The organism is Enterobacter cloacae complex sp. ECNIH7, from assembly GCF_002208095.1.
GTDB lineage: Bacteria > Pseudomonadota > Gammaproteobacteria > Enterobacterales > Enterobacteriaceae > Enterobacter > Enterobacter cloacae_M.
In genome coordinates this window covers 3,807,888-3,820,837 of the sequence record NZ_CP017990.1, presented here as the reverse complement: position 1 = coordinate 3,820,837, position 12,950 = coordinate 3,807,888, and the positions used below count along the sequence as shown (strand labels likewise).

General features: G+C 55.6%; 18 protein-coding genes. All 18 read left to right on the top strand.

Annotated elements, in window-relative coordinates; all coding sequences use genetic code 11:
* Position 1: 1 nt before the first annotated feature.
* Positions 2–379, top strand: a complete 378-nt coding sequence (locus tag WM95_RS18855) for a DNZ54_00345 family protein (RefSeq protein ID WP_088544951.1) — start codon at positions 2–4, stop codon at positions 377–379.
* Complete coding sequence (lysB, locus tag WM95_RS27645) at positions 376–804, top strand: Rz-like lysis system protein LysB (protein ID WP_161496001.1); 429 nt, start codon at positions 376–378, stop codon at positions 802–804. The genes WM95_RS18855 and lysB overlap by 4 nt, the downstream gene beginning before the upstream one ends.
* Positions 689–937, top strand: a complete 249-nt coding sequence (gene lysC / locus WM95_RS27535; protein WP_223151184.1) for an Rz1-like lysis system protein LysC — start codon at positions 689–691, stop codon at positions 935–937. Before lysB ends, lysC begins: the two co-directional genes overlap by 116 nt.
* Positions 900–1,331 carry a phage tail protein gene (locus tag WM95_RS18840; RefSeq protein WP_088544949.1) on the top strand — a complete coding sequence of 144 codons (432 nt, stop codon included), beginning with the start codon at positions 900–902 and terminating at the stop codon, positions 1,329–1,331. The genes lysC and WM95_RS18840 overlap by 38 nt, the downstream gene beginning before the upstream one ends.
* The gene (locus tag WM95_RS18835; RefSeq protein WP_088544948.1) at positions 1,324–1,770 is read left to right on the top strand and encodes a phage virion morphogenesis protein; all 447 of its coding nucleotides are present in this window, start codon (positions 1,324–1,326) and stop codon (positions 1,768–1,770) included. The genes WM95_RS18840 and WM95_RS18835 overlap by 8 nt, the downstream gene beginning before the upstream one ends.
* Positions 1,771–1,838: 68 nt before the next feature.
* Positions 1,839–2,417 carry a phage baseplate assembly protein V gene (locus WM95_RS18830; RefSeq protein WP_088544947.1) on the top strand — a complete coding sequence of 193 codons (579 nt, stop codon included), beginning with the start codon at positions 1,839–1,841 and terminating at the stop codon, positions 2,415–2,417.
* Positions 2,414–2,773 carry a GPW/gp25 family protein gene (locus tag WM95_RS18825; RefSeq protein ID WP_023223444.1) on the top strand — a complete coding sequence of 120 codons (360 nt, stop codon included), beginning with the start codon at positions 2,414–2,416 and terminating at the stop codon, positions 2,771–2,773. The genes WM95_RS18830 and WM95_RS18825 overlap by 4 nt, the downstream gene beginning before the upstream one ends.
* Positions 2,760–3,668 (top strand): baseplate assembly protein, encoded by a 909-nt coding sequence (locus WM95_RS18820; RefSeq protein ID WP_088544946.1) that lies wholly within the window; start codon positions 2,760–2,762, stop codon positions 3,666–3,668. The genes WM95_RS18825 and WM95_RS18820 overlap by 14 nt, the downstream gene beginning before the upstream one ends.
* On the top strand, positions 3,661–4,266 hold the full coding sequence (locus tag WM95_RS18815) for a phage tail protein I (RefSeq protein ID WP_060633245.1): 606 nt from the start codon (positions 3,661–3,663) through the stop codon (positions 4,264–4,266). Before WM95_RS18820 ends, WM95_RS18815 begins: the two co-directional genes overlap by 8 nt.
* The gene (locus WM95_RS27910) at positions 4,263–5,654 is read left to right on the top strand and encodes a phage tail-collar fiber domain-containing protein (protein WP_369880870.1); all 1,392 of its coding nucleotides are present in this window, start codon (positions 4,263–4,265) and stop codon (positions 5,652–5,654) included. Before WM95_RS18815 ends, WM95_RS27910 begins: the two co-directional genes overlap by 4 nt.
* Positions 5,654–6,253, top strand: coding sequence for a tail fiber assembly protein (locus WM95_RS18805; protein ID WP_088545051.1), 600 nt, complete (start codon positions 5,654–5,656; stop codon positions 6,251–6,253). Before WM95_RS27910 ends, WM95_RS18805 begins: the two co-directional genes overlap by 1 nt.
* Before the next feature lie 133 nt (positions 6,254–6,386).
* Positions 6,387–7,559 (top strand): phage tail sheath protein, encoded by a 1,173-nt coding sequence (locus WM95_RS18800; protein WP_088544945.1) that lies wholly within the window; start codon positions 6,387–6,389, stop codon positions 7,557–7,559.
* Between the two features lie 9 nt (positions 7,560–7,568).
* The gene (locus WM95_RS18795) at positions 7,569–8,084 is read left to right on the top strand and encodes a phage major tail tube protein (RefSeq protein WP_088544944.1); all 516 of its coding nucleotides are present in this window, start codon (positions 7,569–7,571) and stop codon (positions 8,082–8,084) included.
* Between the two features lie 54 nt (positions 8,085–8,138).
* Entirely contained in the window at positions 8,139–8,441 is a 303-nt protein-coding gene (locus WM95_RS18790) for a phage tail assembly protein (protein ID WP_001280965.1), read from the top strand.
* 14 nt (positions 8,442–8,455) lie between these two features.
* Entirely contained in the window at positions 8,456–8,575 is a 120-nt protein-coding gene (locus WM95_RS18785; RefSeq protein WP_000763315.1) for a GpE family phage tail protein, read from the top strand.
* Positions 8,568–11,345: a phage tail tape measure protein gene (locus WM95_RS18780; RefSeq protein ID WP_088544943.1), complete on the top strand. Its 2,778-nt coding sequence runs from the start codon at positions 8,568–8,570 to the stop codon at positions 11,343–11,345. The genes WM95_RS18785 and WM95_RS18780 overlap by 8 nt, the downstream gene beginning before the upstream one ends.
* Positions 11,342–11,827, top strand: coding sequence for a phage tail protein (locus WM95_RS18775; RefSeq protein WP_013098780.1), 486 nt, complete (start codon positions 11,342–11,344; stop codon positions 11,825–11,827). The genes WM95_RS18780 and WM95_RS18775 overlap by 4 nt, the downstream gene beginning before the upstream one ends.
* Positions 11,824–12,924, top strand: a complete 1,101-nt coding sequence (locus WM95_RS18770; protein WP_088544942.1) for a phage late control D family protein — start codon at positions 11,824–11,826, stop codon at positions 12,922–12,924. Before WM95_RS18775 ends, WM95_RS18770 begins: the two co-directional genes overlap by 4 nt.
* The last annotated feature ends 26 nt before the right edge of the window (positions 12,925–12,950 follow it).

Genomic DNA, 12,950 nt, shown 5'->3' with positions numbered 1-12,950 from the left:
AATGAAAAAGAAAGTCATGAGCGTTTTTTTCCAGCTGGCATGGGTTGCGCTGTTGGTTATCAGCCTGCTGTATCCGCGCAGCGGTGCGCCGGGTCTGGTTGGTGCGTCTGTCTGGGTGTCATGCTTCCTCGCCTGGCTGCTTGCTGCGCTGTGCACCGTCGGGTGGTTCGCCGGAGATCGGGCGCGCGATGAGGTCAGGGCGGCATTGCTGAAATTCAGGGCGCACCCCGTAAAACCCGTGCGTACATGGGTAATCAGGCTGCTTATTGTTCTGTGCCTGGCGTTTTCGGGATGGGTGATCACCCTGGTCTTTTACCTGCTGACGCTGGTTTTGTATCAGATTGCCCTCGCGCAGCTTCATGAGCCGATGGCGGCCTGATGCGTGCGCTGGCGGTAGTGCTGGCCCTGTCACTTGCGGCGCTGGGCTGGCAGTCGTGGCGGCTTAACAATGCCAGCCACACCATCGAGACGCAGGGCGTGGCGCTGAAAAGCAAAGCGCAGGAGCTGACGAAGAAAAACAGCCAGCTGATCGGCCTGTCCATTCTGACCGAAACCAACAGCCGGGAGCAGACGCGGCTTTATGCGGCAGCGGAACAGACCACCGCACTGCTGCGAAGCCGTCAGCGCCGGATCGAGGAACTGAAACGTGAAAACGAGGATTTGCGCCGCTGGGCTGACACTCCTTTGCCTGCTGACATTATCCGGCTGCGGGAGCGTCCGGCCCTCGCCGGAGGTGCAGCTTACCGTGAGTGGCTGTCCCAGAGTGACGCAGTGCCGCCTGGAAAGGTCAGCGCCGCGCAGTAACGGCGATCTGAATGCTGTGCTGGATGAAACCGAGGCCGCCTGGGCGGTCTGTGCTGACAAAGTGGACACGATTATTGCGTGTCAGGAGCGAGACAGTGAACAAACCGCAGTCCTTACGCAGCGCCCTGAATAAAGCGGTTGCCTATGTCCGCGACAACCCGGACAAGCTGCACCTTTTCGTTGATAACGGTTCACTGGTGGCAACCGGGGCCAGCTCCATGTCATGGGAATACCGCTACACCCTGAACGTGGTGATCGAGGATTTCAGCGGTGACCAGAATCTGCTGATGGCTCCAGTCCTGCTGTGGCTAAATGACAACCAGCCGGACGCTATCAATAACCCTGAGCTGCGCGAAAAACTGTTCACCTTTGAAGTGGATATTCTGCGCAACGATGTGTGCGATATCAGCCTGAAACTGCAGTTGACAGAGCGTGTACTGGTCAGCACTGACGGCAGCGTGTCGAGCGTTGAAGCGGTGCCGGAGCCGGACGAACCCGAAGAAATGTGGACGGTGAAACGTGGATGAGCTGCAGAGGGTGGATGACTGGCTGACGGCGCTGCTGGCAAATCTGGAGCCTGCCGCACGCAACCGTATGATGCGACAACTGGCACAACAGCTGCGCCGGACGCAGCAGCAGAACATCAGGCTGCAGCGTAATCCTGACGGCAGCGGCTATGAGCCGCGTCGGATGACAGCCCGCAGCAAGAAGGGGCGCATCAAACGCCAGATGTTTGCAAAGCTTCGCACCACAAAATACCTGAAAAACACCGCCAGTGCGGACTCTGCCAGCGTGCAGTTTGATGGCAAGGTGCAGCGCATTGCCCGTGTTCACCATTACGGTCTGCGGGATCGCGTCAGCCGCAAAGGCCCGGAGGTCCGCTACGCAGAGCGCCGCCTGTTGGGCGTGAATGATGAGGTGGAAACCATCACCCGTGACACTCTGCTGCGTTGGCTGGCGGGGTGATCTTTGTGCCACCGCTGGCACAAGCGCCCGCGCTGCCTCCCTTTTCCCTCTGATGGCAACCTTTCGTTATGAATGCACAACTGACCGAAATCATGCGCCTTATCACCAACCTGATCCGCACCGGCACCGTGACCGAAGTGGACCGGGACAACTGGCTGTGCCGGGTGAAAGTGGGCGAGCTTGAAACCAACTGGATTAACTGGCTGACACTACGTGCCGGTGGTGCCCGTACATGGTGGTGCCCCTCGCCGGATGAGCAGGTGGTGGTGCTGAGCATGGGCGGCAATCTGGAAACGGCTTTTGCGTTGCCTGCCATCTATTCCAATCAGTTTGCGCCGCCGTCGGATTCCGTGGACGGTTGCGTGACGGAGTACCCGGACGGAGGCTGGTTTGAGTATGAACCCGCCACCGGGCGGTGGCATGTCCGGGGTATCAAATCCATGGTGATCGAGGCGGCGGACAATATCACCCTCAAAACCGGTGAGTTTGTGGTGGAGGCTGACACCACGCGCATTAACAGCGAGGTGGTGATCAATGGCGGCGTCACCCAGGGCGGCGGTGCGATGAGTTCCAACGGGATCGTGGTGGATAAACACGGTCACACCGGCGTTAAGTCCGGCGGCGATACGTCAGGAGGCCCGGTATGACGCTGTATATCGGCATGAGCCAGGGCAACGGCAAGGCCATTACTGATACGGACCATCTGCGCCAGTCAGTGCGGGATATTCTGCTGACCCCACAGGGCAGCCGGATTGCCCGTCGGGAATATGGTTCCCTGCTGTCCGCCCTGATTGACCAGCCGCAGAACCCGGCGCTACGCCTGCAGGTCATGTCTGCGGTCTATGTGGCCCTGAGTCGCTGGGAACCACGGCTTACGCTGGATTCCATCACCATCAGCAGCAATTTTGACGGTTCCATGGTGGTTGAGCTTACCGGGCAGCGCAATAACGGCGCGCCGGTTTCCCTTTCGGTAACTACAGGAGCAGACAATGGCAGTGATTGACCTTTCTCAGCTGCCCGCGCCGCAGATAGTGGACGTGCCGGATTTTGAGACGCTGCTGGCTGAGCGCAAGGCCGCTTTTGTGGCCCTTTATCCGGCGGATGAGCAGGACGCGGTACGACGCACGCTGGCGCTGGAATCTGAACCCGTCACCAAGCTGCTGCAGGAAAGCACATACCGCGAAATCCTGTTGCGCCAGCGTATTAACGAGGCCGCGCAGGCGGTGATGGTGGCCTATTCGATGGGAAATGATCTTGAGCAGCTGGCAGCCAACTGCAACGTGAAACGCCTGACGGTAGTGCCTGCTGATAATGATGCAGTACCGCCGGTCGCCGCAGTGATGGAAGATGATGAGGCGCTGCGCCAGCGCATCACTGCTGCGTTTGAGGGGCTGTCGGTTGCTGGCCCGACGGGAGCCTATGAATTTCACGCCAGAAGCGCGGACGGGCGCGTGGCAGATGCCAGCGCAACCAGCCCGGCACCTGCGGAGGTGGTGCTTACCGTACTGAGCCGTGAGGGTGACGGTACGGCAGAGGCTGATCTGCTGGCGGTGGTGGAGCAGGCGCTTAACAGCGAGAACGTGCGCCCGGTGGCAGACCGCCTGACGGTGCGCAGCGCCGAAATAATTCCGTACAGCGTGGATGCGACGATTTTTCTTTATCCGGGGCCGGAAGCTGAGCCGGTGATGGCGGCAGCAAAAGCAAGCCTGCAGAAGTACATCGCCAGTCAGACGCGGCTTGGCCGTGATATCCGCCGTAGCGCCATTTATGCCGCGCTGCACGTTGAGGGCGTCCAGCGTGTGGAGCTGGCGTCCCCGCTGGCTGATGTGGTGCTGGATAAGACGCAGGCGGCGTCCTGTACGGAATGGAGCGTAACCAACGGGGGCACGGATGAATAGCCTGCTGCCGCCCGGCTCATCACCGCTTGAGCGCCGACTGGCGCAGACCTGCAGCGGGATTTCCGATCTGCAGGTGCCGCTGCGCGATTTGTGGAACCCGGCAACGTGTCCGGTCAGCTTTCTGCCGTATCTGGCTTGGGCGTTTTCCGTTGATCGCTGGGACGAAAGCTGGGCGGAAAACGTCAAGCGCCGTGTGGTGCAGGATGCTTTCTACATCCATCAGCACAAGGGGACAACCAGCGCCGTGCGGCGCGTGGTGGAGCCGTTCGGCTTCCTGATCCGCATCATTGAGTGGTGGCAGACCGGCGAGCAGCCGGGCACGTTTCGCCTGGACATTGGCGTGCAGGACCAGGGCATCACGGAAGAAACCTATCTGGAACTGGAGCGCCTGATCGGTGACGCCAAGCCGTGCAGTCGCCATCTGATCGGCATGTCCATCAACCTGCAGACCAGCGGCCCCTATTTTGTAGGTGCAGTCACCTACACCGGCGAGGAAATCACGATTTATCCGTATATCAACGAAACCATTATTTCCGGCGGCACCGCTTACGAGGGCGGGGCGGTCCATGTTATTGACACAATGAGAGTGAATCCATGAGCGCAAAATTTTATACCCTGCTGACGGATATCGGCGCGGCGAAACTGGCAAGCGCCGCCGCGCTCGGTGTCCCGCTGAAAATTACCAGGATGGCGGTGGGCGATGGCGGCGGCGTGCTGCCGACCCCGAATGCAAAACAGACGGCCCTAGTTAACGAAAAACGCCGCGCAGACCTCAACATGCTGTATATCGATCCGCAGAACAGCAGCCAGGTTATTGCTGAGCAGGTGATCCCCGAAACGGAGGGAGGGTGGTGGATTCGTGAGGTTGGCCTGTTTGATGAAACCGGCGCGCTGATCGCCGTCGGTAACTGCCCGGAGAGTTACAAGCCGCAGCTGGCAGAGGGCAGCGGACGCACGCAGACCGTGCGTATGGTGCTGATCACCAGTAGCACTGATAACATCACGCTAAAAATTGACCCCGCTGTAGTTCTGGCAACCCGTCAATACGTCGATCAGGTTGCAACAGGAATGCTTAAAAAGGCCGAGAACGGCGCAGATATTCCAGACAAGCAGGAGTTTCTACAGAATATTGGGCTTTTCAATATCGTTAATCCTATGAGCCCTAACCAGACCGTGCTCTATACACCGGACATGAAAAAATGCCTGGTCATTCGAGAAGACGGGACATGGGGGGCAAGGGTTGTCAATAACGGCCAGGTAATCGCACTACCGCTGAATTCAGGGGGAACCGGAGCAACAACGGCGGAAGATGCACGAAAAAACCTTGGTCTTGACACTTTGCTGGATGGCAAGCAGCCGATTAACGATGTGCTGACAGCCATCGCGGGACTGGCGACGCAGCAAAACACGATACCCTATTTTACGGGTGAAAAGCAGGCAGCAGTGACTGCACTCAGTGAGTTCATGCGTGCAATGCTGGGTAAAGGCGATGCCGCCAGTGTTGCCGCTTATCTTGGGGTGGGTAGTGGTGCGCCGGTTATTGGCTCTCCGTTTGCGTGGCCGCTTGCGCAGATGCCGAGTGATGTTTTTGACGATATGCGAAACATGGTATTTCTGAAAGTAAATGGTGCGCCATTTGATAAGAACAAATACAGCAAGTTAGGTGTGACATACCCGTCGGGTGTGTTGCCGGATATGCGCGGCGAATTCATGCGGGGTTTTGACGATGGGCGTGGTATTAACCCATCTCAGGCGCTGCTCGGATGGGCTGCTGATGAATTCAAAACGCATGGTCACCCATTCATGGGGTCGGGCGGCGCAACTGGAAATAATACTGTGTTTGGCGTGGAGACTGGCATCAGGGGCATTTATACCAACGGAATTAACCAACCTGACGGAAGTGTGGCACCTGCGTTTCAGAATCCGGGGGGCTCAGAGACGCGCCCACGTAGCGTGGCATTTAACTTCATCGTGAGGGCTGCATGATGGCTAAAGCAATATTGAACAAAAGCGGGATTGCCACAAAGGCCGGTGATATTACCGTTTATAACTATGACGGCGTAACGCATGAATATCTTACGTCATCAGTCGAGTTTCTGGCCTTGGGGGTTGGTGTTCCAGCCAATTCATGCACTGACGCGCCGGGCGAAACCAAAGGCGGTTTTGCGCTCTGTCGGACTGCGGATCTAACTGCCTGGGAATACGTCGCAGATCACCGTGGTGAAACGGTATGGAATACAGAAACCGGTGAACCGGTGAGTATTACTTTACCGGGTGATTATCCACAAGGGACAACAACGCTGGAACCCGACACACCATACGATAAATGGGATGGCGAAAAATGGGTAACAGATGATGCTGTAAAAAAATCGGCTGATGTTAAAGCGGCAGATTTGCAGAAAACCACACTAATTCAGAGGGCCGGTGAAAATATTAGTCCACTGCAGGATGCTGTTGATCTGGGTATGGCAACCGACGAAGAAAAGAGCCGCTATGATGCCTGGCGAAAATACCGCGTATTGCTGACGCGCGTGGATACATCGCTGGCACCTGATATTAGCTGGCCTGAACCTCCCGAAGATTAATCCCGTCCCCGCGCCTGCGGGGATTTTTTTGCCCCTTCCATTGTGCCATTCCCCATACATAGCCCGGCGCGTGCGCCGCGTGCATATCAACCAGAACATAGGCGCACCCCCTGTAAACCGGAGAGACTGCCATATGGCTCAGGATTACCACCACGGGGTGCGCGTTGTTGAAATCAACGAGGGCACCCGACCTATCACCACGGTGAGCACCGCCATCGTGGGCATGGTCTGCACCGGCGATGATGCTGATGCGTCCATGTTTCCCCTTAATAAGCCGGTCCTGCTGACCGATGTGCTGACCGCCAGCGGTAAAGCTGGCGAGTCCGGCACACTGGCCCGTTCGCTGGATGCGATTGCCGACCAGGCTAAACCAGTGACCGTCGTTGTGCGCGTGGCGCAGGGCGAAACCGAAGCGGAAACCACCTCCAACATTATCGGCGGCGTGACTGCTGACGGTAAAAAAACGGGCATGAAAGCGCTGCTTTCGGCACAGTCGCAACTGGGCGTTAAGCCGCGCATCCTCGGCGTGCCGGGACACGACACGCAGGCGGTTGCTACTGAGCTGCTGAGCGTGGCGCAGAGCCTGCGCGGGTTTGCCTACCTGTCCGCCTATGGCTGCAAAACGGTGGAAGAAGCGATTGCCTACCGTGACAATTTCAGCCAGCGTGAGGGGATGTTGATCTGGCCTGACTTCATCAACTTTGACACCGTGCTGAATGCAGATGCGACGGCTTACGCCTCTGCGCGTGCACTCGGTCTGCGTGCCAAAATTGACGAGCAGACCGGCTGGCACAAAACCCTGTCCAACGTGGGCGTGAACGGCGTCACCGGCATTTCCGCCGATGTGTTCTGGGATCTGCAGGACCCGGCAACCGATGCGGGACTGCTCAACCAGAATGACGTCACCACGCTTATCCGCAAAGACGGCTTCCGCTTCTGGGGTTCCCGCTGCCTCAGTGACGATCCGCTGTTTGCCTTTGAGAACTACACCCGCACGGCGCAGGTGCTGGCTGACACCATCGCAGAAGCGCACATGTGGGCGGTGGATGGCGTGCTTAACCCGTCGCTGGCCCGTGACATTATCGAAGGTATCCGCGCCAAGCTGCGCAGCCTGAAAACGCAGGGCTATATCATCGGCGCAGACTGCTGGCTGGATGAGTCGGTGAACGATAAAGACTCCCTGAAAGCCGGGAAGCTCACTATCGACTACGACTACACGCCGGTGCCGCCGCTTGAAAACCTGATGCTGCGCCAGCGCATCACCGATCAGTACCTGCTGGATTTCTCCAGCCAGGTCAGCGCGTAAGGGGACACCATGGCTTTACCACGCAAGTTAAAACACCTGAACCTGTTCAACGACGGGAACAACTGGCAGGGGATCGTTGAGTCTCTGACCCTGCCGAAATTCACCCGCAAGTTTGAGAAGTATCGCGGCGGCGGTATGCCGGGCGCGGTGGACGTGGATATGGGGCTGGATGACGGCGCACTGGACACGGAATTTTCAATCGGAGGCACCGAACTGCTGTTATTCAAGCAGATGGGCAAGGCAACCGTTGACGGCATCCAGCTGCGTTTCACCGGCTCCATTCAGCGTGACGATACCGGCGAAGTACAGGCCGTTGAGCTGGTTGTGCGCGGACGTCATAAAGAAGTGGATTCCGGCGAGTGGAAAACCGGCGAGAGCAGCACTACCAAGGTCAGCAGCACCAACAGCTACGCGAAGCTGACCATTAACGGCGAAGTGCTCTATGAGGTCGATCTGGTCAACATGGTTGAAATCGTTGACGGCGTGGACCTGATGGAAGAACACCGTAAAGCCCTCGGCCTCTGATTAACCTTAACGGCGCGGGCAGCCGCGCCAGCAGTTTATTAACAGGAAACGAACATGAGCGACAAACTGACTGAAAAGACCGTAAAACTGGATACCCCCATCATGCGCGGTAAAACTGAAATTACCGAAATTGTGCTGCGTAAGCCACAGTCCGGCGCACTGCGTGGCACCCGTCTGCAGGCCATTATGGATATGGATGTGGGCGCGATGATGACTGTGATCCCGCGAATCTCCTCCCCGACGCTGACCGCGCAGGAAATGGCAGAGCTGGACCCCGCCGATCTGACAGCAATGGCTGTAGAGGTGGTTACTTTTTTGTTGCCGAAGTCGGTGCTTGCCGATTTGCCGACAACCTGACGGTTGATGATCTGGTGGCAGATATTGCCACCATCTTTCACTGGTCGCCGTCCATCACTGACGTTATGCCGCTGACTGATGTGCTGGAGTGGCGGCATAAGGCAATTCAGAGAAGCGGGGCCAGCGATGAGTGATAATAACCTGCGACTGCAGGTAGTTCTGGGGGCGGTGGATAAGTTAACCCGCCCATTTAAAAATGCACAGGCTGGCTCTAAGGAGCTGGCATCAGCTATTCGACAAACCCGCGATCAGATTAAAAAGCTGAGTGATGCTGGAGGTCAGCTTAAATCTTTCGATCAGCTAACTCAAAGTGTTAGCCGTACTGGTGCCGAACTGGATCAGGCGAGGCTACGCGCTCAAATGATGACGCGCGAAATGTCTTCTTTGGAATCCCCGACAAAAAAACAAACGCAGGCGCTTGAAGCTCAGTGGCGTGCTGTTTCACGTCTTGAACAAAAACAGCAACAGGAAACTCGCCAGATGGCGGCAGCCAGGGCTGAGCTTTATCGGCTGGGGTTATCTGCTGGGGGCGGAGCGCGTGAGACGGCACGGATTGCACGAGAAACTGAGCGGTATAACCGACAGTTGGCTGAGCAGGAGCGCAGGCTGCGTGAAGTTGGCGAGCGTCAGCGAAAGCTCAACGCCATCAAAGCCAAGGCTGAAAAGACCCGCGAGTTAAGGAACTCTCTGGCAGGTAATGGTGCAGGGGCGATGGCGGCTGGGGTAACTACTGGCATGACGTTGCTGGCTCCAGTAAAAGCCTATTCAGAATCAGAAAATGCAGCGAATCAGCTCGCCGGTTCAATGATGGGGCCGGGCGGAAAGGTAGCGCCTGAATTTGAAAAAATTAACCGGCTTGCAGTTGCTTTGGGCGATAAGCTGCCGGGAACAACAGCCGACTTTCAGAACATGATGACTATGCTACGCCGTCAGGGTATGTCGGCGCAGGTCATCCTGGGCGGCTTGGGAGAGTCAGCAGCTTATCTTGGCGTGCAGTTACAGATGGCTCCCACTGCAGCAGCTGAGTTTGCGGCTAAGTTACAAGATGCTACTCAGACCTCCGAAAAAGACATGATGAATCTGATGGACGTGATCCAGAAAGGATTCTACGCAGGGGTAGATTCAGGAAATATGCTGCAGGGGTTCTCAAAAATCAGCAGCGCGATGGATATTATTCATAAAAAGGGATTGGACGCGGCTAAGACATTTGCTCCTCTATTAGTTATGGCTGATCAGGCTGGTATGGCTGGAGAGTCAGCTGGTAATGCCTACCGAAAAGTATTTCAGTCCGTCATGAATACGGAAAAAGTGAAGGATGCTAATGATGAACTAAAAGGCACTGGCGTTAAGTTCGATTTTACGGATGGCAAGGGGGAGTTTGGCGGGCTGGAGAAAATGTACACGCAATTAGCTCAACTCCAAAAGCTTAATACTGAGAAAAGGTTAGCTACGTTAAAAGGTATTTTTGGGGATGATGCGGAAACGCTGCAGGTGCTAAATATTATGATTACCAAAGGCATCTCAGGGTATCGTGAAACTGCTTCAAAGCTACAAAATCAGGCTTCTCTGCGCGAGCGTGTTGATGCCTCCTTGAATACTCTTGGTAATAAATGGGAAGCCGCTACAGGTTCCTTTACCAATGCTATGGCTAGTATCGGTGAAACAGTTGCCCCTGCATTAAAGAAGCTGGCTGACTGGTTGGGTGAACTGGCTTCGCGTCTGGATGGTTTTGTTAAACGACACCCACAATTGACCTCTGCGCTGTTTAAGCTGGCAGCTGGCTTTGCCATTGTTGCCACCGCCGCTGGGGTTGTTTCACTGGCGCTGGCGTCCGTGTTAGGGCCGATGGCAGTAGTGCGAATGAGCGCAGGGGTGATGGGGCTAAAATTTTCATCTGCATTTGGTCTTATTGGGAAAGCAATAAGTTCTGTTGGCAAGTCAGTTATATGGCTGGGCCGATTGATGTTTGCAAACCCTATACTGGCTGTCATAGGGCTGATCGCTGCTGGTGCTATTTATATCTGGCAGAATTGGGACACTCTTGGGCCAAAGTTCAAGACCATGTGGGATGCCGTATGTAATGCCACAGGTACGGCATGGGATTGGATTAAAGAAAAGGCCAGTGCCGCATGGGAGGGGATTAAGTCACTGTTCTTTAATTATACCTTGCCGGGATTAATAGCTAAAAATTGGGATGCAATAAAATCTGGCGTTTCTGACGCGTGGGCCAATATCAGACAATCTATTAGTGAAAAATGGAATTCGATCCTGGCTGATGTTGCCGCGCTTCCTGCGAAGTTTCAGGACATGGGCAGCGCCATTATTGACAGCATTCTCGATGGAGTTAATGCCAAATGGGAGACACTCAAAAGCAAGCTTTCCTCAGTCACCGATTATCTGCCTGACTGGATGACCGGAAATAATAAAACACAAGGTAAAGCACAGGTGCAGGTGGTTGGTGGAGCAGCAGCTGCTGCCGTTCCGTTTGCCGGGATGTATGACAGTGGTGGGATTATTCCGCGCGGTCAGTTTGGTATTGTTGGGGAGAACGGCCCTGAAATTGTGAACGGCCCCGCAAATGTGACCAGCAGGCGGCGCACTGCTGCGCTGGCTTCCGTCGTTGCAGGTGTCATGGGCGTAGCGGCAGCGCCTGCAGAGGCTGCTCCACTACATCCTTACAGCCTGCCTACTGTGGCATATAAACAAAGCCAGCCTGCGAAATCTGCCAGTGCGCCGCCAGTGATGCACTTTGAAACTCACGCACCGATCACTATCTATGCTCAGCCAGGGCAGAGTGCGCAAGATATTGCCCGTGAAGTTGCCCGACAGCTTGACGAACGCGAGCGCAAGACCAGGGCTAAAGCACGCAGCAATTTCAGTGATCAAGGGGGATATGAATCATGATGATGGTACTGGGGTTATATGTCTTCATGCTGCGTACAGTGCCATATCAGGAGCTGCAGTATCAGCGAAGCTGGCGACACGCCGCCAACAGTCGGGTGAACCGGCGACCATCAACGCAGTTTCTTGGCCCGGATAATGACTCGCTGACGTTATCTGGCGTACTGCTGCCGGAAGTCACCGGGGGCAGGCTGTCATTGCTCGCGCTGGAGCAAATGGCAGAGCTGGGCAAAGCATGGCCTCTGATTGAGGGAAGCGGGACCATTTACGGCATGTTTGTGATCGAGAGCCTGAGTCAGACAAAAACAGAGTTTTTTGAAAGCGGAATGCCTCGCCGTATTGAGTTTACGCTGACCCTGAAAAGGGTTGATGAGTCGCTGTCTGATATGTTCGGCAGTCTCAGCGATCAGCTCAGTAACCTGCAGGACTCTGCAACGTCTGCGATAGGTAATATTAAAAATACGGTTGGAGGGTTGCTGCAGTGAATTTTAGCTCTGATCTTTTTGACCTGAACAGCAGAAGCCCGGCTTTCAGTATCACTATTGAAGGTAAGGACGTGACCACCGCGCTGGATGCGCGCCTGATGAGTCTGACGCTGACCGATAACCGGGGTTTTGAGGCTGACCAGCTTGATCTGGAGCTGGACGACGCCGACGGGCAGATCGTTCTGCCGCGACGTGGTGCCGTTATTCAGCTGGCGCTGGGGTGGAAGGGCCAGCCGCTTTTCCCAAAAGGGGCATTTACGGTGGATGAGATTGAGCACAGCGGTGCTCCTGATCGTCTGACTATCCGTGCCCGTAGCGCTGATTTCCGTGAAACCCTCAACACCCGGCGCGAAAAGTCATGGCACCAGACAACCGTTGGAGCTGTGGTAAAGGAAATTGCAGCACGGCATAACCTCAAAATGGCGCTGGGTAAAGACCTGACGGACAAGGCGCTGGATCACATGGACCAGACCAATGAAAGCGATGCCAGTTTCCTGATGAAGCTGGCGCGCCAGTACGGCGCGATTGCTTCCGTTAAGGATGGAAACCTGTTGTTTATCAGGCAGGGGCAGGGAAAAACGGCGAGCGGTAAGCCGCTGCCGGTAATCACCATTGAGCGTAAGGCTGGTGACGGTCATCGTTTTACCCTGGCTGATCGTGGTGCCTATACCGGCGTTATTGCCAGCTGGCTGCATACCCGTGAACCAAAGAAAAAAGAAACAACCAGAGTTAAGCGCCGTCGGAAGAAAACCACCACACCCAAAGAGCCGGAAGCAAAACAGGGTGATTATCTGGTAGGAACGGATGAAAATGTGCTGGTTCTTAACCGCACTTACGCAAATCGCAGCAATGCTGAGCGTGCGGCAAAAATGCAATGGGAGCGTCTGCAGCGTGGTGTTGCGTCATTCTCCCTGCAGCTCGCAGAGGGCCGGGCAGATCTCTACACCGAAATGCCAGTAAAGGTAAGCGGCTTTAAGTTGCCTATCGACGATGCCGAATGGACCATTACAACTTTGACGCATACGGTCAGCCCGGATAATGGTTTCACTACCAGCTTGGAGCTAGAAGTAAAGATTGATGATATAGAAATAGAATAAATGGGTTCTCAATATTGATTATTTGT